Source organism: uncultured Microbacterium sp., assembly GCF_963521645.1.
Taxonomy (GTDB): Bacteria; Actinomycetota; Actinomycetes; order Actinomycetales; family Microbacteriaceae; genus Microbacterium.
Genome location: NZ_CAUQVQ010000045.1, coordinates 1 through 20,875, shown reverse-complemented (window position 1 = coordinate 20,875; position 20,875 = coordinate 1). Strand labels below are relative to the sequence as shown.

At 68.6% G+C, this 20,875-nt stretch carries 20 protein-coding genes; 12 read left to right on the top strand and 8 right to left on the bottom strand.

Annotated features, from left to right (window positions below):
* Positions 1–280 precede the first annotated feature (280 nt).
* On the bottom strand, positions 281–538 hold the full coding sequence (locus tag RWO82_RS10595; protein WP_314426621.1) for a hypothetical protein: 258 nt from the start codon (positions 536–538) through the stop codon (positions 281–283).
* A 134-nt stretch (positions 539–672) separates the two neighbouring features.
* Positions 673–1,440, bottom strand: coding sequence for a siderophore-interacting protein (locus RWO82_RS10590; RefSeq protein ID WP_314426618.1), 768 nt, complete (start codon positions 1,438–1,440; stop codon positions 673–675).
* A 102-nt stretch (positions 1,441–1,542) separates the two neighbouring features.
* Here RWO82_RS10590 and RWO82_RS10585 point away from each other — a divergent pair, with 102 nt between their 5' ends.
* Genes RWO82_RS10585 through RWO82_RS10570 form a run of 4 tightly spaced genes read left to right on the top strand, consistent with a single transcriptional unit; the run spans position 1,543 to position 5,352 of the window.
* Entirely contained in the window at positions 1,543–2,535 is a 993-nt protein-coding gene (locus RWO82_RS10585; protein ID WP_314426615.1) for an ABC transporter substrate-binding protein, read from the top strand.
* A gap of 54 nt (positions 2,536–2,589) precedes the next feature.
* The gene (locus RWO82_RS10580) at positions 2,590–3,576 is read left to right on the top strand and encodes an iron chelate uptake ABC transporter family permease subunit (RefSeq protein WP_314426614.1); all 987 of its coding nucleotides are present in this window, start codon (positions 2,590–2,592) and stop codon (positions 3,574–3,576) included.
* Positions 3,569–4,600 (top strand): iron chelate uptake ABC transporter family permease subunit, encoded by a 1,032-nt coding sequence (locus RWO82_RS10575; RefSeq protein ID WP_314426612.1) that lies wholly within the window; start codon positions 3,569–3,571, stop codon positions 4,598–4,600. Before RWO82_RS10580 ends, RWO82_RS10575 begins: the two co-directional genes overlap by 8 nt.
* A complete protein-coding gene (locus tag RWO82_RS10570) occupies positions 4,597–5,352 on the top strand; it encodes an ATP-binding cassette domain-containing protein (RefSeq protein ID WP_314426610.1) in 756 nt (251 codons plus the stop codon). Before RWO82_RS10575 ends, RWO82_RS10570 begins: the two co-directional genes overlap by 4 nt.
* Before the next feature lie 10 nt (positions 5,353–5,362).
* On the opposite strand, the gene RWO82_RS10565 is transcribed toward RWO82_RS10570, so the two are convergent.
* The 3 genes from RWO82_RS10565 to RWO82_RS10555 are packed head-to-tail and all read right to left on the bottom strand — an operon-like array spanning position 5,363 to position 7,293.
* Positions 5,363–5,560 carry a hypothetical protein gene (locus RWO82_RS10565; RefSeq protein WP_314426608.1) on the bottom strand — a complete coding sequence of 66 codons (198 nt, stop codon included), beginning with the start codon at positions 5,558–5,560 and terminating at the stop codon, positions 5,363–5,365.
* 34 nt (positions 5,561–5,594) lie between these two features.
* On the bottom strand, positions 5,595–6,554 hold the full coding sequence (locus tag RWO82_RS10560) for a DNA-3-methyladenine glycosylase 2 family protein (RefSeq protein WP_314426607.1): 960 nt from the start codon (positions 6,552–6,554) through the stop codon (positions 5,595–5,597).
* A gap of 34 nt (positions 6,555–6,588) precedes the next feature.
* Positions 6,589–7,293, bottom strand: a complete 705-nt coding sequence (locus RWO82_RS10555) for a winged helix-turn-helix domain-containing protein (RefSeq protein ID WP_314426604.1) — start codon at positions 7,291–7,293, stop codon at positions 6,589–6,591.
* Between the two features lie 395 nt (positions 7,294–7,688).
* Here RWO82_RS10555 and RWO82_RS10550 point away from each other — a divergent pair, with 395 nt between their 5' ends.
* The 3 genes from RWO82_RS10550 to RWO82_RS10540 all read left to right on the top strand — a co-directional run bounded on the left by RWO82_RS10550 (position 7,689) and on the right by RWO82_RS10540 (position 12,302).
* Entirely contained in the window at positions 7,689–7,928 is a 240-nt protein-coding gene (locus RWO82_RS10550) for a GNAT family N-acetyltransferase (protein WP_314426623.1), read from the top strand.
* 147 nt (positions 7,929–8,075) lie between these two features.
* On the top strand, positions 8,076–9,230 hold the full coding sequence (locus tag RWO82_RS10545) for an exonuclease SbcCD subunit D (RefSeq protein WP_314426601.1): 1,155 nt from the start codon (positions 8,076–8,078) through the stop codon (positions 9,228–9,230).
* Between the two features lie 72 nt (positions 9,231–9,302).
* Positions 9,303–12,302 carry an SMC family ATPase gene (locus RWO82_RS10540; protein ID WP_314426598.1) on the top strand — a complete coding sequence of 1,000 codons (3,000 nt, stop codon included), beginning with the start codon at positions 9,303–9,305 and terminating at the stop codon, positions 12,300–12,302.
* Between the two features lie 34 nt (positions 12,303–12,336).
* Here the strand turns inward: RWO82_RS10540 and RWO82_RS10535 are convergent, their stop codons facing one another.
* Positions 12,337–12,894 (bottom strand): nucleoside phosphorylase, encoded by a 558-nt coding sequence (locus RWO82_RS10535; RefSeq protein ID WP_314426596.1) that lies wholly within the window; start codon positions 12,892–12,894, stop codon positions 12,337–12,339.
* Positions 12,895–13,006: 112 nt separating this feature from the next.
* Between RWO82_RS10535 and nadE the strand changes: the two genes are divergently transcribed.
* Together nadE and RWO82_RS10525 are read left to right on the top strand one after the other, a co-directional pair.
* Positions 13,007–13,825, top strand: a complete 819-nt coding sequence (nadE, locus tag RWO82_RS10530; protein WP_314426594.1) for an ammonia-dependent NAD(+) synthetase — start codon at positions 13,007–13,009, stop codon at positions 13,823–13,825.
* Between the two features lie 67 nt (positions 13,826–13,892).
* Positions 13,893–17,363 carry a TM0106 family RecB-like putative nuclease gene (locus tag RWO82_RS10525; RefSeq protein ID WP_314426592.1) on the top strand — a complete coding sequence of 1,157 codons (3,471 nt, stop codon included), beginning with the start codon at positions 13,893–13,895 and terminating at the stop codon, positions 17,361–17,363.
* Positions 17,364–17,426: 63 nt separating this feature from the next.
* Here the strand turns inward: RWO82_RS10525 and upp are convergent, their stop codons facing one another.
* Positions 17,427–18,059: a uracil phosphoribosyltransferase gene (gene upp / locus RWO82_RS10520; RefSeq protein WP_314426591.1), complete on the bottom strand. Its 633-nt coding sequence runs from the start codon at positions 18,057–18,059 to the stop codon at positions 17,427–17,429.
* A 92-nt stretch (positions 18,060–18,151) separates the two neighbouring features.
* On the opposite strand from upp, the gene tadA reads away from it, so the two are divergent.
* Positions 18,152–18,607 (top strand): tRNA adenosine(34) deaminase TadA, encoded by a 456-nt coding sequence (gene tadA, locus RWO82_RS10515; protein WP_314426589.1) that lies wholly within the window; start codon positions 18,152–18,154, stop codon positions 18,605–18,607.
* A 22-nt stretch (positions 18,608–18,629) separates the two neighbouring features.
* On the opposite strand, the gene RWO82_RS10510 is transcribed toward tadA, so the two are convergent.
* A complete protein-coding gene (locus RWO82_RS10510) occupies positions 18,630–19,601 on the bottom strand; it encodes a cation diffusion facilitator family transporter (protein WP_314426586.1) in 972 nt (323 codons plus the stop codon).
* Positions 19,602–19,660: 59 nt separating this feature from the next.
* On the opposite strand from RWO82_RS10510, the gene proC reads away from it, so the two are divergent.
* Together proC and RWO82_RS10500 are read left to right on the top strand one after the other, a co-directional pair.
* Positions 19,661–20,500, top strand: a complete 840-nt coding sequence (proC, locus tag RWO82_RS10505) for a pyrroline-5-carboxylate reductase (protein WP_314426584.1) — start codon at positions 19,661–19,663, stop codon at positions 20,498–20,500.
* 1 nt (position 20,501) lies between these two features.
* Positions 20,502–20,789: a DUF1905 domain-containing protein gene (locus RWO82_RS10500; protein ID WP_314426583.1), complete on the top strand. Its 288-nt coding sequence runs from the start codon at positions 20,502–20,504 to the stop codon at positions 20,787–20,789.
* Positions 20,790–20,875 lie beyond the last annotated feature (86 nt).

Genomic DNA, 20,875 nt, shown 5'->3' with positions numbered 1-20,875 from the left:
CGGTGAATGCGCCGGATGCCGCGACGTAGCCGAGCGCGGGCTGACCGATCAGGGTCATGACGGCGATCGGCACCGCGATGCCCAACGCCGCCTGGGTGGCGAGGTGCCAACGCGGACCGCGCTTGGGTGCCAGGGCGAACAGGCTCATCCTTCTATTGTCTCGCGGTGCCCGGCAGCCGCGGGACGCGGCTGAGCCGTTCCGAGGCCGTGTCCACGCCGGTCTCCGGCCGGTGCCGCCGACATCATCCGAGGCGATCGACGGAGGCACGTGTCGTCGATGTCAGTCGCGCTCGAGCCCGAGCGAGCGCTTGACCACGGCCTGCATGTCGCGGTCGAGTCCGTCGATGCGCGTGTTCACGGTGTCGAAGCGGGCGTTCATCTCGCCGCGGAGACCGCCGATCTGAGCATTCATCTCGTTGCGGAGGCCACCGATCTCGGTGCGGACGACCCGGATGAACAGCGTGGAGACGACGGTCAGCATGCCGAACATGAGCGCGGTGAAACACCCGATCATGGTCCAGATCTGAGCGTCGGTCATGAGGTGCACCATGTCATCCTCGCAGCGTTCCACGCCGAGCAGCGGAATCGTGGTCGCTGTATACCGTCATCCCGAGCAGCGGGAGGAACTGCGAGTCGCGAGGTGGTCGTGCAGGAGGCGAGGCACGCGCTGCACTAGTGGGGCGCGTGGTACTCGGATTCGCCGCGCTTCCAGTAGCCCTTGACCACGGCTTTCGCGGAGTCGATGCCCCAACGGTCCAGCAACGCACGCCCCGGTCTGACGATCGACTGTTCGGCCGCGATGAACACGAACGGGTCGGTGCCGATCGCATCCTCCGCCGCGAGGTCGTCGAGGAAAGCGATGAGCGCGGAGCCCGCGGGAGCATCGCCGCGATGCAGCCACTCGACGTCGACAGGGGCTTCGATGTCGACCTCGCGCCCCGCCGAGACCGTCTCGACCACGATTCGAGCGGCGACGCCCGCGGGGATGAGCGCCGCGAAGCGTCGGATCGCGGGTATCGCCGTCTCGTCCCCGACGAGCAGCCACGAACCGGGCGTCCCGCTCAGCACAGCCGATCCGCGCGGTCCTCCCACTCCGATCGACGACCCGAGCGGAGCCGTGGCCGCCCATGGGGCGCCGACCCCTGCGTCGCCGTGCACCGCGAACTCCACGTCCAGCCAGTCGGGCCCCCACGCCAGAGGCGTGTACTCACGGCTCGGTGCCTCGCGCATCTCCTCGAGAGAGCCGACGGGGCCCGAGGGGAAGAACAGGCGCATGTGGTCGTCGCACCCGGGGGAGTCGAAGCCGCGGAGGTCGCCGCCACTGAGACGGACTCGCACGTACTCGGGTGCCAGCCATTCTCGGGCGGTCAGGGTGGCCATGCGGAAGCGCAGATCGAGGCCTCGGCGCTCGATCGAGAACCCGGATTTCGTGTCGCTCATAAAGTAAGGCTAACCTATCTTCGAGGCGGAGTTAGGTCACCCTTAGTCCGCTCGTCCGGCGCCGTTTCCCGCGCACCTCCACCGCAGAACAGGAGTCTCTCCATGTCCATGCCCAGAATCCTCACCGCCACGAGTGTCGGTCTCGTCGGCCTCCTCGCGCTCGCAGGGTGCTCGACCTCCGCCGAAGCCGAACCCGAGCAGGCCGATGCCGAGACGGCATCCGTCACGATCGAAGACAACACCGGTGAGCACGAGATCGCGACTCCTCCCGCATCCGTCGTCGCGCTGGACAACCGCACCTTCCAGACTCTCTCCGACTGGGGGATCGACCTCGCCGCGGGCGCGGTCGCGCTGATGCCTGACACCGTGTCGTACATCGACGACGACGCGATCGTCGATGTGGGACTCCACAGCGAGCCCGACCTCGAGGCGATCGTCGCGGTCGAACCCGACCTCATCATCAGCGGACAGCGTTTCACTCAGCACAACGCGGCCATCGCGGAGCTCGTCCCCGACGCGACGATCATCGATCTGGAGCCGCGCGAGGGTGAGCCGTTCGACGAGGAGCTCAAGCGGCAGACCGTGACGCTCGGCGAGATCTTCGGCATGCAGGACGAGGCGCAGGCGCTGGTCGACGACTTCGACGAGGCCGTCGAGCGGGCGAAGGCCGCATACGACGATGCGGACACCGTCATGGCCGTCAACACCTCAGGCGGCGAGATCGGTTATCTCGCGCCGACCGTGGGTCGCTCGCTCGGCCCGATCTACGACATCCTGGGTCTGACCCCGGCGCTCGAGATCGCCGACGCCTCGGACGATCATCAGGGCGACGACATCTCGGTCGAGGCGATCGCCGCCTCCGACCCCGACTGGCTGCTCGTGCTCGACCGTGACGCCGTGTTCGCGCCAGAGACGCCCGATTACGTGCAGGCCTCCGAGATCCTCGAGAACTCCGAGGCGCTCGCCGGAGTGACCGCTGTTGCTGACGAGCAGATCGTGTACATGCCCACCGACACGTACCTGAACGAGGGCATCCAGACCTACACGACATTCCTCGACGACCTCGCGGATGCGCTCGAGGCCGCACAGAAGTAAGGCCGACCGGCGGCACCCGCCTCTCTGGGGGTGCCGCCCTCGGACGTTCGATCCATGACTCGCACCGCTCTCGCCGAGCCGCGCCGCACTGCCGGTCGGCTCTTCGACGTCAGGCTGATCTTCGGCATCCTCATCGTCGTCGCACTGCTCGTCGTCTCGCTGTTCACCGGCGTCTACGACATCGCAGGGTCCGACGACGGCGCGCAGATGTTCCAGATCACCCGCATCCCGCGCACGATCGCCCTCGTCCTCGCCGGGGCCGCGATGGCGATGGCCGGGCTCGTCATGCAGCTGCTCACCCAGAACCGCTTCGTCGAGCCGACCACCACCGGCACCACGGAATGGGCGGGGCTCGGGCTGCTGGCCGTGATGGTGCTGGTGCCGAACCCCTCCATTCCGTTGCGCATGACCGGAGCGGTCGTCGCCGCATTCATCGGCACGATGGTCTTCTTCGCGTTCCTCCGCCGCGTCTCGCTCACCTCTTCGCTGATCGTGCCGATCGTCGGCATCATGCTCGGAGCGGTCGTGGGCGCCGTGTCGACGTATCTCGCGCTCGCCACCGACTCCTTGCAGGCGATCGGAGTGTGGTTCGCGGGCAGCTTCACGTCGGTGCTCAGGGGGCAGTACGAGATGCTCTGGATCGTGGCCGTCGTCGGCGTCATCGTGTTCCTGGTCGCGGACCGCCTCACGATCGCGGGTCTGGGGGAGGAGATCGCGACCAACGTCGGGGTGGACTACAACCGCGTGATCCTGCTCGGCACCGCTCTCATCGCGATCACGACCGGTGTGGTGACCGTGGTGGTCGGCAATCTCCCGTTCCTCGGACTCATCGTGCCGAACGTCGTGTCGATGGTGCGGGGCGACGACCTGCGCAGCAATCTGCCGTGGGTGTGCCTGCTCGGCATCGCGATCGTCACGGTGTGCGACATCATCGGGCGGACGATCATCATGCCGTTCGAGGTGCCCGTATCGCTGATCCTGGGCGTGGTGGGCGCGGTCGTGTTCATCGTCCTGCTCCTGAGGCAGCGCCGCCGTGGCTGAGGCGCACGCGGTCGCCGCCGGTGCGCGCACATCCGGATCGTTCCCGACGCCACGTTCCCGACGCCGCTACGCGATCGTGCTCGGCATCCTCATCGCGCTCTCATCGATCTTCGCCCTCGGGCTGCTCGCGTGGGACAATCCCATGCCCTTCGGATCTGCGGGCTTCTGGCGCATCGCGAGGCTCCGCGTGACGAACGTGACGGTCATGGCCGTGGTCGCGATCGCGCAGGCCGTCGCGACCGTGAGCTTTCAGACCGTCACCAACAATCGCATCATCACGCCGTCGATCATGGGGTTCGAGTCGCTGTATCGCGTCGTGCAGACGGGCACGGTGTACCTCTTCGGCGTCGCCGGTCTCGTCGCGATCCAGGGCGTGTGGCAGTTCGGCCTCCAGGTGCTCATCATGGTGGGCCTCGCGATGGCGCTCTACGGATGGCTGCTGTCGGGACGCTACGCGAACCTGCACATCATGCTCCTGGTGGGCATCATCATCGGCGGAGGTCTCGGCGCGATCTCGACGTTCATGCAGCGACTCCTCACCCCCAGCGAGTTCGACGTGCTCGCGGCGAGGCTGTTCGGCAACATCTCCCACGCCGATGCGTCGTACCTGCCTCTGGCGATCCCCCTGTGCCTCTCGGCAGCCGTGCTCCTGTGGCTGAGGGCACGCAGGTTGAACCTCCTGGCGCTGGGTCCCGATGCATCGCGGTCCCTCGGTCTCGACCACCGGCGGGAGCTGCACGTCGTGCTCTTCCTCGTGGCCGTGCTGATGGCGACCTCGACCGCGCTGGTCGGACCGATGACCTTCCTCGGCTTCCTCGTCGCCACCCTCGCCTACCAGCTCGCCGACACGTACGACCACGGACTGATCTTCCCCGTGACCGTGCTCACCGCCTTCACGATCCTCACGGCGGCGTATTTCGTCATGAAGAACATCTTCTACGCGCAGGGAATGGTGTCGATCCTGATCGAACTCGTCGGCGGAACCGTGTTCCTCATCGTCATCCTCAGAAAGGGCAGGTTGTGATCACACTCGCCGGCGTTCGCCGCGACTACAGCGACGAGGTGGCGATCGGTCCCGTCGACCTCGAGATCCCCGCGGGAGGCATCACCGCGCTGATCGGTCCGAACGGCGCGGGCAAGTCGACGCTGCTCACCATGATCGGCCGGCTCGGCGGCATGGATGCCGGGGCGATCGAGATCGCCGGATACGACGTGGCCTCGACGAAGTCGAAGGACCTGGCCAGGATCGTCTCGGTGCTCCGTCAGGAGAACCACTTCGTCACACGCCTGACGGTCCGTCAGCTCGTCGGCTTCGGACGCTTCCCCCACTCTCGCGGCAGGCTGAACAGGGCCGACGAGGAGATCATCAGCAGGGCGATCGACTTCCTCGATCTCGGGGAGCTCGAAGGCCGTTATCTCGATGAGCTCTCGGGCGGGCAACGTCAGCGGGCCTACGTCGCGATGGTGCTCGCACAGGACACGGAGTTCGTGCTGCTCGACGAGCCGCTCAACAACCTCGACATGAAGCACTCCGTGCAGATGATGCAGCACCTGCGCCGCGCCTCGGACGAGCTGGGTCGCACGATCGTGATCGTGCTGCACGACATCAACTTCGCCGGGCACTATGCCGATCGCATCTGCGCGATGAAGGACGGAGCGGTCGTGGAATACGGGCCCTCTCGGGAGATCATGACCGATGACGTCCTCACCCGGGTGTTCGACACCCCTGTGCGGGTCGTCGACGGCCCGACAGGCCCCCTGGCCGTCTACTACTGACGAGGCGGACTCAGAGTTCGACGCCGTGGTCCTCATCGTTCACGCCGGCGTTGCGCCCGCGGCGGGATTCGTACCCGATGAACCAGCCGAGCCAGACGAGGGCGGCCAGCAGGATGCCGAGCCAGACGTTCTGGAAGATCAGGCCGATCACGACACCGACGATGAGCAGCCCTGCGGTGACGGAAAAGCGGAGCGCGTTGCGGGACATGCGTTCAGCCTAGAGGTCGGGGCCGGCGGCAGGGTCAGCGATTCCTGTGGTCTTCGGGGGACAGCCGTGGTCCTCGCCGCGCCTCGCTGATCCCGCTCGCGACGATGAGCCGGATCACCCGCTGCCTGTGACCCGCCCACGGGGCGAGCAGCTCGAGCATCCCGGCGTCGTCGGTCCGGTGGCCTGTGAGCACGTGTCCGACCTCATGAGCCAGGTGGTAGTCCCCGACGCTCACGGCATCGGGGTCGCCCAAGGCGCGTATGCGGGTCTCCGCAGACGTCCAGACACCGATGCCCGGAAGGCTCGTGAGCACGCGATCGCGATCCTCGCCAGTCTCGGCCGCGAGCAGGGCTCTGGCGATGCTCGCACCCCGTGCCGCCGCGCGGACGATCGTCTTCGACTGCGGTGGCTGCACTCCGGCGCGGTGCCACTCCCACGAGGGGATCGACCGCCATCGGGTGCTGTCCGGCGCGGTGTACATCGGGCGGGGTGTCGGACCGGGTGCGCGGTCTCCGTGGGCGGTCACGAGCAGCCGCCAGGCGCGGAAGGCCTCGAGCCCGGTGACCTTCTGCTCGAGGATCGCGCATGCGAGCGCGTCGAACACCTCGCCGGTTCGGGCGAGGCGGATGCCGGGGGAGCGTCGTGCGACCTCGGCGATGAGCGGATGCAGCCCGGGGTCGAAGCCCGTCGGGTCGTCGTCGGCGCCGCACAGAGCAGGCAGGCGTTCGAGCGCCTCGTCGGCACCCGGACCCCACGCCGTCGCACGGATCTCGTCGCCGACCGCGCGGAGGGCGAGGGTCGCCGGACCGACTCCCGTACGCAGGGCACGCCAGATCACCGCGCCGTCGAACACCATCGTCGGGTCTCCGGGCCCACGGCGGAGCATGCCCACCGTGCGACGCAGGTCGAGCGGGTGAGGGGGACGGTAGACGGCCTCGCGCACGAGCGTGGATGCCGGCGCTCCGGCAGCCGAGGCATCTGCGGTCAGGGTCATACCCCCACGGTACGTCGTGGGTCTGACACCCGCCTCAGAAGCGGTCGGGAGACGGCGTGCCGTGGCCGTAGCGGATGACGACGTCGGCGTGCCGGTCGAACCGGTAGCCGATCCCGCGCACCGTGCGGACGATGTCCTCATAACGACCGAGCTTGGCGCGCAGGCGACGCACGTGGACGTCGATGGTGCGTTCGCCCGGGGTCTCGTCGTCCTGTGCCTGCCAGAGCGCGGAGACCAGTTCGCTGCGCTCGATCGTGCGTCCTTCACGGAGCACGAGGTACTGCAGCAGCTCGAACTCCTTGTAGGTGAAGGCGGCGGAGTCGCCGTCGATCAGCACGCGTTTGCGGGAGATGTCCACGACGACGCCGCCCTCTTCGGCGACCGTCTCCTCCTCGGCCGCGGCCTTGGTCCGGGCGATGGCTCCGGGCTCCTGCAGGGCGAGGCGCACGACGTCGAGGTCGCGACCTCCCGAGCCGTGGGGGGCGAGTGCGACGGTGGCGTGCGTCTCGGCACCGGGTGCGAGCTCGGCGAGAGTGCGACGCAGCGCGTCGACCAGCAGAGGCAGGCTCACTCCGGCCTCGGCGGCCTTGATCTCGTCGAGACCGACGTAGAGGGCGAATCCGCGCGGGGACCGGACGGCGGGAAGGTCGGCGGCGAGAGGCGCATCCTCGGTCCGGGCGGACGCGGGGCGGACGGTGGCGGCGACGGAGGGACGCTCGAGAAGAGTGGTGTTCGACATGATGATGAAGTCCTCAGGACATGAGCCGGGAAGAGAGGCTCGGATGCGTTGCATGAATGACCGGCGGGCCGGGAGAGCGAGCGGGGGTGGGTGCTCGGAGACCGATCTCGCAGATCGCGGGATCAGATCAGACGGAGTGGCTGTTCGTTCAGCGACACATTCGGCAACACATGCCAACGCGACCGGGCATCATCATCCCGGCAGTCCTGTTCGCCTCCTGGGCGGACAAAGGGCTTGCGTTGGTAGTCATGGGGGGATTATGTCGCAAGAAGTCCGGGCGTGTCAAAACGGCCCGACCCGCGTGGCGGGCGCGTAACGTGGGGTCCGTGAGTACTTCGTCATTGACTTCCGGGTTCATCCTGACCGATGAGAAGGACGCATCGCGGTACACGCTGATGCGCGACGGGCAGCTCGTGAGCGTGCTCGACTACCGTGACGACGGACGGACCATCGCCCTGACCAGGGCCTTCACGGTGCCGACTTTCCGCGGCCACGGCTATGCCGGAGCGGTGGTCGAGGGGGCCGTCGCCGACATCGAGGCACGCGGCGATCGCAAGGTCGACGCGGTCTGCTGGTACGTCGCCGACTGGTTCGCCGCCCACCCCGAGCACGCTCCGCTGCTGCGGTCTCGCTGACATCGTCCGTGTGACGCACTGTTACGCGCTGTCGGTCCGCGGGGTCGACCGCGCGGAGTCCTCCGAGGCCTCGCTCAACCGTCTGGATCTCGACGCCGAGCCGCACGCCTCGAACCGAATGTCGGTGGTGGTTCGTAGCGTGTGAGTATGCGAATCCTGCACACCTCCGACTGGCACATCGGTCGCACGTTCCATGGCAACTCGACCATGGACGCGCTCGCCGAGGTCCTCGGAGCGCTGACGGCGCAGGTCCGCGAGAACGCGGTCGACGTCGTCGTCGTGGCCGGCGACGTGTTCGACTCCGCGACACCGGCGGGCCCCGCCTACACGCTTCTCGGCGACGCGCTGGTGGCGCTGCACGAGACGGGAGCCCGCGTCATCGTGACGAGCGGCAACCACGACTCGGCGGCTCGGCTCGGCTTCCAGGCCCGCCTGCTGCGCGACGGCATCAACGTGCTCACCGACCCGCGTGCGATCGGCACCCCGGTCACGGTGGACGACGCCGACGGGCCGGTGCACTTCTACGGCATTCCCTATCTCGAACCCGCGATCGTCCGGCAGCACTGGCCCGACGCCGCACTCCGTTCCCAGGCTCAGACGCTCGCGCACGCCATGGACCTCGTTCGTCTGGGCATGCGCGACAACCCCGGGCGTTCGGTCGCGATCGCCCACTGCTTCGCGGCGGGGGTCGACGCGACCGTCGGCCTCGAACGAGAGGTCCGGCAGGGCGGACTCGACGTCGTGCCGCTGTCGGTCTTCGACGGCCCCGACTACGTCGCGCTCGGCCACATCCACGGCCGGCAGCGGATCAGCGAGCGTGTGCGCTATTCGGGGGCGCCGCTGCACTACAGCTTCGGCGAGCAGAGCAAGCCCCGCGGGTCGTGGCTGATAGATCTCGATGAGGCAGGCCTCGCCTCTGTCGAGTGGATCGAACTGCCTGTCCCTCGTCGCCTGGTCACCCTCACGGGAACGCTGGAGCAGATACTCTCCGACGACAACATCGCAGCGCACTCCCTCGACTGGGTGTGCGCGATCTACACCGATCCGCTGGCTCAGGCCGAGCCCATGCGCCGGCTCCGAGAGCACTACCCGTACTGCGCCATGGTGCAGCATCAGCCGACCGAGACGAGCGAGAAGGTCGAGCGCTCCTATTCCGACCGGCTCCGCGGTGCCGTCACCGACCCGGAGCGCATCGAGGCATTCCTCGAACACGTGCGGTCCGGGCACGGCGCGAGCGAGCGCGAGGGGGAGCTCATCCGAGAGGTCCTCGATGATCGCGTCCGCGCAGAAGCGCTGATCTAGTCCGGTGGCGACTGGATCGAGTCCGGCGGCGACGCTCCGCACTGTTGCCCTGACCACGAAGGAGGTGCGCTGATGCAGCTGCACCGTCTCGAAGTCGAAGGCTTCGGCCCGTTCCGACAGCGCCAGGTCGTGGATTTCGACGCGTTCGCCGACGACGGCATCTTCCTGATCGCCGGGCGCACGGGGGCAGGCAAATCGAGCATCCTGGACGCGGTGTGCTTCGGGCTCTACGGGGGTGTGCCGCGCTACGAGGGCGGTGAGAAGCGGCTCCGCAGCGATCACTGCGAGCCCGACGACGTGACCGAGGTCATGGTCGAGTTCAGCACGTCGTCCGGGCGATACCGCGTGACGCGATCACCCGACTACGAGCGGCCCAAGAAGCGCGGCGGCGGCATGACCGTGCAGCCCGCGGCGGTGCAGCTCGACACGCTCGTCGGCGGCGAGTGGGTGGGACTCGCGGCGAAAGAGCGTGAGGCCGCCTACGAGCTCGATGAGATCCTGCAGCTGAGCCGAGAGCAGTTCCTCCAGGTGATCCTGCTCGCGCAGAACCGGTTCTCGGAGTTCCTGCTGGCAGGAAGCAAAGACCGGCAGATCCTGCTCCGCCGCCTGTTCGGAACGGAGCGATTCGAAGACGTGCAGGCGCGTTTCGACGAGCGTCGGAAGGCCGCCGAGCGCACCTTGGGAGCGCGATTCGCGACGGTCTCCGCTCGTCTCGACGAGGGCGAGCGCCTCATCGCGGCCGCCGGGCTCGGCCCCACCTCGGCAGATGCCCCCGGCCGAGACCTTCCCGCGTCCGAGACGCCGCCGACAACCAGGACGACCGAGGAGCGTCTGGACGAGCTCCGACAGGCGAAGGCGCGGGCCGACTACCGCGCGGAACGTCGTGCGGCCGAGCGTCTCGAGGCCGAGCAGCTCTCGGCGCGCGCCGACGCCGCTCTCACGGCGATTCGCGAAGAGCAGCGGGCGCAGACCGAGAGAGATCGCGCGAGAGCGTCCCTGGCACTCCTCGATGCCGACGAACCGTCGATCCAGCGGGCGCGCACCGAATGGGAGAACGCGAGGGCCGCGGAAGCGCTGCGTGCCCCGATCGCCGCTGCAGCGAGGGCCGCAGCCGCCCTCGGCGCCGCGCACGACGCCGAGACGCGAGCGCGTCGACACTGGGAAGCTCACGGGGTCTCCACGGATGACCTCGCGGCCTGGGTCGCGGCGCGTACGAAGGACCTCGGAGCGTGGGAGCGTGCGGCGGACCTGGAGCGCTCGTTGCCCGCCCTCGACGCGCAGCTCGCGACGGCGGCGGAGGACGTGGCGGCAGCAGTCGCCCGTGCGGCCCAGGGCGAGACCGAGCGTGCGGCGCTGCCGGCCCATCTCGACGAACTGACGCGCGAGCGCGATGAGGCGAGGCGGATCGCCGATCGCGCGGACGACCTGGCCGCGGCACGGGAAGCCGCGGTCGCCAGGCACGCGGCCGCGCTCGACGTCGTCCGCATCGAGACCGCGCGGATCGAGGCCGATCGGGCGCTCGCCGACCTGAGTGGGGCTCTCGCCGCCGCGCAGACCGCCCTCGCCCGACTGCGCCAGAGGCGGCTCGACGGTTTCGCCGGAGAGCTCGCGACGTCCCTGCACGAGGGGGAGGCCTGCCCGGTCTGCGGCTCCCGCGAGCACCCGGCACCGGCGCCCCACACGGACCCCGTCTCCGCCGAGGACATCGAGGAGGCGGAGGCCGAGCGCGACCGCCTCTCCGGGCGCGAGCGCGAGGCGGCGGAGAGGTCGGCTGCACTGCGGGAAGAGCTCGCAGCCGTCACCACCCGAGCCGACGGACGAGATGTCGAGGCTGCCGCCGCCGAACTCGCATCGATCGCCCAGGAGCTCGAGCGCAGCATCGCTGCGACCGAACGGCAGCGGGTGCTCGACGCCGAACGCGACGCACTGCTCGAGCGCGCCCGTCGCCTCGACTCAGAGCGTGACGCCGATGCCGCCGCGCTCGCGTCGGCGAGGGAGGCGCATGCGCTGCTCACCCAGCAGACCGCGCAGATCCGGACGACCGTCGACGAGGCGCGGGGCGACTTCGCGTCGGTGGTCGACAGGCTGGCGACGGCGACCGCCGAGATCGCGTCGGCCCACGCCCTGATCGAGGCCGTCGCCGAGCTCGGTCGCAGGGCCGAGGCGGCCGGAGCAGCCGACGTGGAGCGCGACGCGGCGCTCGACGCATCGGTGTTCGACGACGCCACCGCGGCGGAACTCGCCTTGCGCTCCGACGCGGCGCAGACCGCGCTCGAGAATCGCATCACCGGTCACGCCGTGCAGCGGGAGAAAGAGCGAGCCATCCTGCTCGAGCTCGAGCTGCGCACCCTCCCGGAGGAGCCGATCGACCTCGAGCCCGCCGAGCACGCGTCCCGTGCCGCGCGTGAGGCATGGATGGCCGCCGTCGACGAGGCCGGTCGCGCAGCAGGGGTGGCCGACCAGCTCGCCGCGGCCATCGACGCGGCGGCAGCCGAGCACGCCCGCACGGCGGCCGACGCCGACGACTACGAGGTCCTCCGTGGCCTGGCCGACACGATCGCCGGACGCGGAGCGAACACCCGCAAGATGACACTCGAGACGTTCGTCCTCGCAGCAGAGCTCGAAGAGATCGTCGACGCGGCGAATCGTCGGCTCCACGACATGTCGACCGGGAGATACCAGCTCCGTCACTCCGATGCGCTCGCCGCCCGCGGAGCAGCATCAGGACTCGGAATCGTCGTCTTCGATGCCTTCACCGGACAGACGCGTCCCGCCCAGTCGCTCTCCGGAGGCGAGACCTTCCTCAGTTCGCTCGCGCTGGCACTCGGCCTCGCCGAAGTCGTCACGGCACGCGCGGGAGGAATCCGCCTCGACACTCTGTTCATCGACGAGGGGTTCGGTTCTCTCGACGGCGACACGCTCGACGTCGCGATGAGAACGCTCGACGAGCTGCGAGAGGGAGGCCGCACCGTCGGTGTGATCAGTCACGTCGAGGCCATGCAGGAGCAGATCCCGGCACAGCTCCGGGTGCGTGCGACGTCGGAGGGGCCGAGCCTCATCGAATCGCGCTGAGGCGGCGCGGACGCGGCGCCCGGCCGGCGGGCCGTCAGACCCCGTACTCCCGGCGGATGACCTCACGCAGCTGCACGCTGCACCGCGCGATCGCCTCGCGGAAGTCGAGGAGCGCGCCGTCCTCGGCCCTGTCCGAGATCGCACGGAATGCACGGATCGGCACCCCGAACTGCTGGGCGACCCAGATGTACGCGTAGGTCTCCATGTCGACCAATCCCGCGCCGGACGGACGGATGACGGCGGTGATGCCGGCGTCGCCGACGAAACTGTCGCCGGTCGCGATCAGCACTCCTTCTCGGCCCGTCGACACGCGCGCAGGAAGTGAGACGTGCTGCCCTGCCACGCCGTCCAGATCGAACACGTCGTGCTGCAGCGCGCTGCCGATCTCGTGCACGGTCGCGTCGAGTGCAGGGTCGATGCCCCCTGCGGTGCCGACCACGACCACCTCGGAGTACTCCTTGGCGTCGAGCGCCCGGGTGAGCGCGAACACGGCCTGCATCTTGCCTTCGCCGGTCACGAGCTGATCGAATCCCGTCAGCTCCTCCGGGAATGCGGCGAGTTCGGAGGCCATGGCAGCGACGAGGAGTTTCACCCCTTCATTCTCTCAGGCGCAGAGAGCACCGCGGGGTCACGCGCATGCGGCGGCGTCATCTCGATGTAACACTGGTGGAGGATACTGACGTCGGGCAGACCGGAGGAAGCACATGACCCTGCAGCAGGAGATCGCTGAAGCGCTCGGAGTGAAGGCCGAGATCGACCCCGCGGTCGAGGTGGAACGTCGCGTGCAGTTCCTCGTCGACTACCTGCGCACGACCGGGGCCAAGGGATTCGTGCTGGGCATCTCCGGCGGGCAGGACTCGACGCTCGCCGGTCGCCTCGCGCAGCTCTCGGTCGAGCGCGTCCGCGCCGAGGGCGGCGAGGCGCGGTTCCTCGCTGTGCGGCTCCCATACCGGGTGCAGAAGGACGCGGCGGATGCTCAGGCCGCACTCGAGTTCATAGGGCCCGACTCCTCGGTCGAGGTCAACATCCAGAACGGGGTGGACGGAGTCGAGGAGGACATCGAGTTCGCGGTCACGAGCGACATCAGCGACTTCAATCGCGGCAACATCAAGGCGCGAGTGCGCATGGTGACGCAGTACGCTCTCGCCGGGCATGACGGACTCCTCGTGATCGGCACCGACCATGCGGCCGAGGCGGTGACCGGCTTCTACACGAAGTTCGGCGACGGCGCGGCAGACATCCTCCCGCTCTCGGGCCTCACCAAGCGTCAAGGTCGATCGTTGCTGCTCCTGCTCGGTGCGCCCGATCAGCTCGCCTTCAAGGTTCCGACCGCCGATCTGCTCGACGGGCAGCCGGGACGAGCCGACGAGGACGAGCTCGGTCTCACGTACGAAGAGATCGACGACTTCCTCGAAGGGCGTCCGGTCGACGCCGATGTCGCGGGTCGCATCGAGTCGCGCTATCTCGCCACGCAGCACAAGCGGAACCTGCCGGTCACGCCCGACGACACCTGGTGGCGGTGACGCTCGTCTGAGCGCCCGTGTCGGAGGCCGCGGCTAGTGTCGAAGCATCCGACAGAACGGGAGCATCGTGCGGATCGACACCCAGGCGCAGCGCGTCATCTGGAGCGCCAGCGACCTCAAGGCGGCCGCCGAATGCGAGTTCGCATGGTGCCGCGCGATCGACGCGAAGCTGGGCCGCGTGCCCGCGGTGGAGGAGCCCGAAGACGCGACTCTCGCGCGGGCAGCCCTCCTGGGGGATGTGCACGAACAGAATGTGCTCGCGCGCTACATCGACGAGCTCGGTCCCGATGGGGTGCGGCTGATCGACAAGGTGTCCTCGGTCGACGCCGAGGCACTCGCGGGGGTGGTCGATGAGACGCTCGCCGCGCTCGATTCCGAGGCCGTCGTCGTCTTCCAGGCGGCCTTCGCGACACCGGAGTTCGTCGGATTCGCCGATTTCCTGAAGCGCGACGACGACGGCCGCTGGCGCGTGCAGGACTCGAAGCTCGCCCGCAAGGCTCGGGTGACGGCCCTCATGCAGCTCGCGGCATATGTCGACCAGCTCGACCGGCTGGGCATTCCCCGGTCCGACGAAGTCGACCTCATCCTCGGCGACGGCACCCTGAGCACGCATTCGGTCGACGACCTGCTCCCGCTGTTCCACGTGCGACGTGCGCGCTTGCGTGCGCTCATCGCGGATCGTCGGATCGACGAGGGGGCGGCCGGCGCGCCTCTCGCGTGGGGCGACGATCGGGGCGACCTCGAGGTGGTGGCATGCGGACGCTGCGCGACGTGCGAGGAGCAGGTGATCGCGCACCGTGATCTGCTGATGGTCGCGCGTATGCGCCCGGTGCAGCGCGCGCGGCTCAGGGCAGCGGGCATCGAGACGATCGACGCCTTGGCAGTCGCTCCCGGGCCTCCTGCAGGCATGAACACCGACACGTTCGAGACGCTGCGGGCCCAGGCGAGGCTGCAGATCCAGGCGGATGCCGAGGGGGCGCCGACCTACGACGTGCATTACGCCGCGGCGATCCACACTCTCCCCGTGCCGAGCCATGGAGACATCTTCTTCGACTTCGAGGGCGACCCGCTCTACACCGAGCCCGCGCCTGACGGACAGGCTCACTGGGGGATCGACTATCTGTTCGGATGGGTAGACAACGCCGATCAGTACTCGGCGCTCTGGGCGCATGACTTCGCGGCCGAGCGCGAGGCCTTCGAGCGGTTCCTCGATTTCGTGCAGGTGCGGCGCGCCGCTCATCCGGGCATGCACATCTATCACTACGCCCCGTATGAGACCTCGCATCTCGTCGCCATGGCCGCGCGGCACGGCGTCCGGGAGGGCGAGGTCGACCGATTGCTCCGGGAGGGCGTGTTCGTCGACCTGTACCCCCTGGTCCTTCGCACCGTGCGAGTCGGCACCCGTTCTTACTCGATCAAAAAGCTCGAGCCTCTGTACATGGGCGAAGACGTGCGTACGAGCGACGTGCAGAAGGGGGACGATTCGATCGTCCAGTACGTCGCCGCCCGCGAACTCGCCGCAGCGGGGGAGCAGGCGGAGGCCGACGCCGTGTTCGCCGACCTCGCCGACTACAACCGCTACGACTGCGTCTCGACCAGGCGTCTTCGCAATTGGCTCATCGAGATCGCGAAGAAGGAGGGGGTGAATCCGGCGCCGCCGGATGAAGCAGACGAGGTGATCTACGAGCCGTCGCCTCGATCGGTCGCTCTGCTCGCCGATGCGGCGCAGGCGGTCGACGCCGGTGGCGACGGTCAGGTGCACCGCATCGCTGCAGCCGCGATCGACTACTTCCCCCGAGAGGCGAAGAGCTTCTGGGTCTCGCACTTCCAGCGTCTGCGCGAACCCGTCACGATGTGGGAGGGCACTCGCGACGTCGTGCGCATCGACCGTGCGTCGTCGACCGTGCAGCGCGACTGGAGCGTCATCGAAGGCCGACGGGTGATGTCACGAGACATCGAGATCCGCGGTGAGGTGTCCCCGGGCACGACGCTGGGCGCCGGATCCCAGCCGTTCGCACTGTATGCGGTGCCGGCTCCGTTCGACACCGAAGCGCCGTCGCGAGCCGTGCACATCCCGCACACGGTCACCGTCACCGAGCTGCTCGACGACGGGTACCTCGTCACTGAGACCGCTGTCCAGGGGCAGACCTGGGACGAGCTCCCGCTCGCCCTGACGCCGGCTGCTCCGCCGCGAGTCGCCTCGCTGCAGGGGGCGATCGACGAATGGGCGGACTCCGTGCACGCGGCAGCCCCTGGGTTCCCGCGCGATGCCGCCACCGACGTGCTTCGACGGATCCCACCGCACACGTCGTCGGGAGGCCCGCTTCCGGCGCAGGGCGACGACGCCATCGAGGCGATCGTGCGCGGCGTGCTCGATCTCGACCGCAGTTACCTCGCGGTGCAGGGGCCACCCGGCACCGGCAAGACCTACACCGGCTCGCAGGTGATCGCCCGGCTCGTGAAGGAGCACGGATTCCGGATCGGCGTCGTGGCGCAGTCTCACGCGATCATCGAGACGCTGCTCGAACGGGTGGTCGCCGACGGTGTGCCGGCGAGCCAGGTGGGCAAGGCCCCGAAAGACCCTTCGGCCGAGCCCGGCTACACGGCGATCCCCAAGAACGGCATGGCGGCGTTCCTCGCCGAGCATGCGGCGCACGGTGCGGTCGTCGGCGGCACCGCGTGGGACTTCAGCAACACCGCGCGCGTCGAGCGCGACGGTCTCGATCTGCTCGTCGTCGACGAGGCGGGACAGTTCTCGCTCGCGTCGACGATCGCGGTGGCAGCCGGAGCGAAGAGTCTGCTGCTCCTCGGCGACCCGCAGCAGCTTCCTCAGGTGAGTCAGGGCGCGCACCCCGAGCCGGTCGACACCTCTGCGCTCGGCTGGGTCATGGACGGCGACGCCGTGATCAGACCCGAATACGGCTACTTCCTCGCGCAGTCGTGGCGCATGCACCCGTCCGTCGCCGCACCAGTGTCGAAGCTCGCGTACGCCGGCCAGCTCGCCTCCGCTCCCGGAACCGAACGGCGATCGATCGACGGCGTCGATGCGGGGCTCCACGTGGTACCGCTGCGGCACCGTGGCAACGCCACGGAGTCACCCGAAGAGGCGGCCGAGGTGGTGGCGCTGGTGCGCCGTCTCGTCGGGCGCGAGTTCACCGACAATGACCCTGATTCCACGTCACGCGCGCTCGCGCAGAGCGACATCATCGTCGTCGCACCGTACAACGCCCAGCGGCAGACCGTTCACGATGCGCTCGCGGCGGCAGGGTTCCCCGACGTACCGGTCGGCACGGTCGACAACTTCCAGGGCAAGGAGGCCGTGGTGTCGATCACGACACTCGCGGCATCGAGCGGCCGTGACGCCCCCCGTGGGCCGGAGTTCCTGCTCCTGCAGAATCGACTCAACGTGGCGATCTCACGCGCGAAGGTCGCGGCGTACCTGATTTACTCGCCCGCGCTGCTCGATGACCTCCCTCGCACCCCCGAGGGAGTGGCACGGCTCAGCGCCTTCGCCCGACTCGTCGGTGCGGGGGGCTGACTCCGCCCACAGCCGTGCTCATCCGCTCGGGAACCGCCGCAGAGATCTGCGACGACGGCGAACTCAGACCGTGCCGTACAGCCGGTCTCCGGCGTCACCGAGACCCGGCACGATGTAGCCCTTCTCGTTCAGGCGCTCATCGAGGGCGCCGAGCACGATGGTCACATCGCGGTCGCCCACCAGGGCTTCGATCGCGGAGAGGCCCTCCGGCGTGCCCAGCAGGCAGATGGCCGTGACATCCTTCGCGCCTCGATCGAAGAGGAACTGGATCGCCGCGGCGAGCGAGCCGCCCGTCGCGAGCATCGGATCGATCGCGAAGCACTGGCGGTCGCTGAGGTCGTCGGGGAGACGCTCGGCATAGGTGGTCGGCTCGAAGGTCTCCTCGTCACGGACCATCCCGAGGAACCCCACCTCGGCGGTGGGCAGCAGCTTGACGAGCCCTTCGAGCATGCCGAGACCGGCGCGCAGAATCGGCACCACGATGGGCCGGGGCTCCGAGATCTTCACGCCTGTCGTCGTCGTCACGGGCGTCGTGATCTCGACCGGGCTGACCTTGACGTTGCGGGTCGCCTCGTACGCGAGCAGGGTGACCAGCTCCTCGGTGAGCTGGCGGAACACGGGAGAGGGAGTGCGGTGGTCGCGCAGGACCGAGAGCTTGTGGGTGACGAGAGGGTGGTCGGCGACGTGGACACGCATGGATACAGGCTAATGCGCCGGAAGCCCTCACACGACATCGGATGCCCGGAGCGTACCGACGAGACGCGGAGACCCTGCCCTAGGCTCGATGCATGACCGCCGCCGACCTCATCGCCATGCGACGCGCTCTCGAGTTGGCCTCCGTCGCGGCGGCGGCAGCGGAGATCCCGGTCGGAGCGGTCGTGCTCGACGCGGACGGCCGGATCCTCGCCGAAGGTCGCAACAACCGCGAGGTGACCCACGACCCGACGGCACACGCAGAGATCGAGGCACTGCGCGCGGCGGCGGCATCGGTGGGGTCCTGGAACCTCGAGGGCCACACACTGGTGGTCACGCTCGAACCCTGCGTCATGTGTGCGGGGGCCATCCTCCAGGCCCGGATCGGACGAGTGGTCTTCGGTGCGTGGGACGACAAGGCGGGCGCGGCGGGCTCGAAGTACGACGTGCTGCGAGACCGTCGACTGCCCTACCGCGCAGAGGTGATCGGCGGCATCGAGGCGGATGCGGCGACCGCCCTGCTGCGCGAGTTCTTCGAGCAGCGTCGCTGAGCGCGCGCGGCGCCCTCCGTTCTCAGTCCGACGACTTGAGCACGAAGACGTCGGTCGAGGGCTCGGGATCGAGCGACGGCCGATACACGTCGGGTTCGATGTAGATGACCCGCGCGATCGGCAGCGCCTCGCGGATGCGCGCCTCGATCGCATCGATGTCGTCGGCCGCCTCCCGCAGCGGCTTGTCGGCGGTCAGCGCGATCTTCGCCGCGACCATGAGCTCGTCCGGGCCGAGGTACAGGGTCTTCATGTGGATGATCTTCTCGATCTCGTCGCCCGCGTTGATGGCGTCGACGATGCGATCGTGATCGGCGACGGTCGCTCCCTCACCCACCAGGAGGCTCTTCGTCTCGATCCCGAGGACGATCGCGATCAGCACCAGCAGGATGCCGATCATCAGAGTGCCGAGCGCGTCGAAGACGGGGTTCCCTGTGATCACGGTGAGCCCGACGCCCAACAGGGCGAAAGTCAGCCCCGTGAGAGCACCCGTGTCCTCGAGCAGGACGACGGGCAGTTCCGGTGCTTTCGCGCGACGCACGAACGAGACCCAGGACTGGCCCTTCGTGCGCACCAGGTTGCTCTCCTTCACCGCGGTGCGCAGCGAGAACGATTCGAGGCCGATCGCGACGAGGAGGACGACGATCGGCAGCCACCACCAGTTCTCGTCGATCTCATGAGGGTGTGTGAGCTTGTCGATGGCCTCGACGATCGCGAACAGGCCGCCGACGGAGAAAAGGATGATCGAGACGACGAATGCGTAGACGTAACGCTCGCGACCATAACCGAAGGGATGAGCGCGGTCGGCTTCGCGCTTCGCCTTCCGTCCGCCGCGCATGAGCAGCAGCTGATTGCCGGAGTCGGCGACCGAGTGGATCGCCTCGGCGAGCATCGACGCCGACCCGGAGAGAGCCCATGCGACGAACTTCGCCAACGCGATGCCGAGGTTCGCCAGGAATGCCGCGATGATCGCCTTGCTGCCGCCCGATGCACTCATGCGACGAGTCTAGATCCGCTCTCACGATGACACAGGGTGCGCCGCCGTAGGATGACGACATGGCTGATTATCTTCCCCCGCTGGCCTTCCTCGGCGCAGGTTCCATGGGAGGTGCGATCCTCCGAGGTGTGGTCGCGTCCGGCATTCCGGTCGAAGGTGGGATCACGGCCACGAACCGCACGCCCGAGAAGGCCGCCGAGCTCGACGGTCTCGACGGTGTCACGAGCGTGGCCCTGTCGGCGAATTTGGACGGCAACGTCGAGGCGGTCGCCGACGCCCGAATCGTCCTGGTCGGCGTCAAGCCCGCCATGGTTCCCGACCTGCTCCGCGAGATCGCGCCGCATCTCGCGGACGACGCGATCGTCGTGAGCCTCGCCGCCGGAGTCACGCTGCAGACGTTCGCCGACAACCTCGGCCCCGACACGCGCGTGATCCGTTCCATGCCGAACACTCCTGCCACCGTCGGCGAGGGCGTGACCGGTCTCGCTGCCGGCGACGCGGCGAGCGCCGACGATGTGGCTCTCGTGCGTCGCCTGTTCGAGACGGTGGGAGCGGTGATCGAGGTTCCCGAGTCGAAGATCGACGCGCTGTCGACCATCTCGGGCTCAGGTCCCGCCTACGTCTATCTGCTGATCGAGGAGTTCACCAGGGCCGCCATCGGCATGGGGTTCGACGAGCACGACGCTCGGCTCATGGTCGAGCAGACCTTCATCGGTGCGACGGCGCTGCTCGACGCCTCGGGGGAAGAGCCCGCAGAGCTGCGCCGCCGCGTGACGAGTCCGAAGGGCACGACCGAGCGCGCCGTCGCCGTTCTGCAGGGCGCACACCTCGATCGCACCTTCGCGGAGGCGGCTGACGCCGCTCTCGCCCGAGCCCGAGAGCTCGCCGCCGGAGCGTGACATGCGGCTGCGGTTCTCGGGTGAGATCTGGTTCTGGCGGGGTCCCTCGCCGTTCCACTTCGTCACGGTTCCGCCGACCGAGAGCGAGCTGATCGGCGAGGTCGCCAGCGTCGTCACCTACGGATGGGGCATGATCCCGTCATCCGTGACGATCGGTGGCACCACCGTCACGACGGCGCTGTGGCCGAAGAACGGTGGCTACATCGTGCCGATCAAGAAGGCGCTGCAGCAACGAGAAGGCGTCGGAGTCGACGACGTCGTCGAGATCACCCTCGAGATCGACGCCTGAGCTCCCGTCGTCCGCATAGGCGGAGCGGACCGCGCCAGATCCGGTCGACCGCGCGAGTTGCGGAGAAGTGCCGACGAAACGACCGC

What these genes read in the sequence shown, in the direction of transcription:
- upp (WP_314426591.1), bottom strand. Translation starts at nt 18,059, where the DNA reads ATGCGTGTCCACGTCGCCGACCACCCTCTCGTCACCCACAAGCTCTCG.
- RWO82_RS10540 (WP_314426598.1), top strand. Translation starts at nt 9,303, where the DNA reads ATGCAGCTGCACCGTCTCGAAGTCGAAGGCTTCGGCCCGTTCCGACAG.
- RWO82_RS10590 (WP_314426618.1), bottom strand. Translation starts at nt 1,440, where the DNA reads ATGAGCGACACGAAATCCGGGTTCTCGATCGAGCGCCGAGGCCTCGAT.
- RWO82_RS10585 (WP_314426615.1), top strand. Translation starts at nt 1,543, where the DNA reads ATGTCCATGCCCAGAATCCTCACCGCCACGAGTGTCGGTCTCGTCGGC.
- RWO82_RS10510 (WP_314426586.1), bottom strand. Translation starts at nt 19,601, where the DNA reads ATGAGTGCATCGGGCGGCAGCAAGGCGATCATCGCGGCATTCCTGGCG.
- RWO82_RS10550 (WP_314426623.1), top strand. Translation starts at nt 7,689, where the DNA reads ATGCGCGACGGGCAGCTCGTGAGCGTGCTCGACTACCGTGACGACGGA.
- RWO82_RS10500 (WP_314426583.1), top strand. Translation starts at nt 20,502, where the DNA reads ATGCGGCTGCGGTTCTCGGGTGAGATCTGGTTCTGGCGGGGTCCCTCG.
- RWO82_RS10560 (WP_314426607.1), bottom strand. Translation starts at nt 6,554, where the DNA reads ATGACCCTGACCGCAGATGCCTCGGCTGCCGGAGCGCCGGCATCCACG.
- RWO82_RS10545 (WP_314426601.1), top strand. Translation starts at nt 8,076, where the DNA reads ATGCGAATCCTGCACACCTCCGACTGGCACATCGGTCGCACGTTCCAT.
- tadA (WP_314426589.1), top strand. Translation starts at nt 18,152, where the DNA reads ATGACCGCCGCCGACCTCATCGCCATGCGACGCGCTCTCGAGTTGGCC.
- RWO82_RS10595 (WP_314426621.1), bottom strand. Translation starts at nt 538, where the DNA reads ATGACCGACGCTCAGATCTGGACCATGATCGGGTGTTTCACCGCGCTC.
- proC (WP_314426584.1), top strand. Translation starts at nt 19,661, where the DNA reads ATGGCTGATTATCTTCCCCCGCTGGCCTTCCTCGGCGCAGGTTCCATG.
- RWO82_RS10565 (WP_314426608.1), bottom strand. Translation starts at nt 5,560, where the DNA reads ATGTCCCGCAACGCGCTCCGCTTTTCCGTCACCGCAGGGCTGCTCATC.
- RWO82_RS10580 (WP_314426614.1), top strand. Translation starts at nt 2,590, where the DNA reads ATGACTCGCACCGCTCTCGCCGAGCCGCGCCGCACTGCCGGTCGGCTC.
- RWO82_RS10555 (WP_314426604.1), bottom strand. Translation starts at nt 7,293, where the DNA reads ATGTCGAACACCACTCTTCTCGAGCGTCCCTCCGTCGCCGCCACCGTC.
- nadE (WP_314426594.1), top strand. Translation starts at nt 13,007, where the DNA reads ATGACCCTGCAGCAGGAGATCGCTGAAGCGCTCGGAGTGAAGGCCGAG.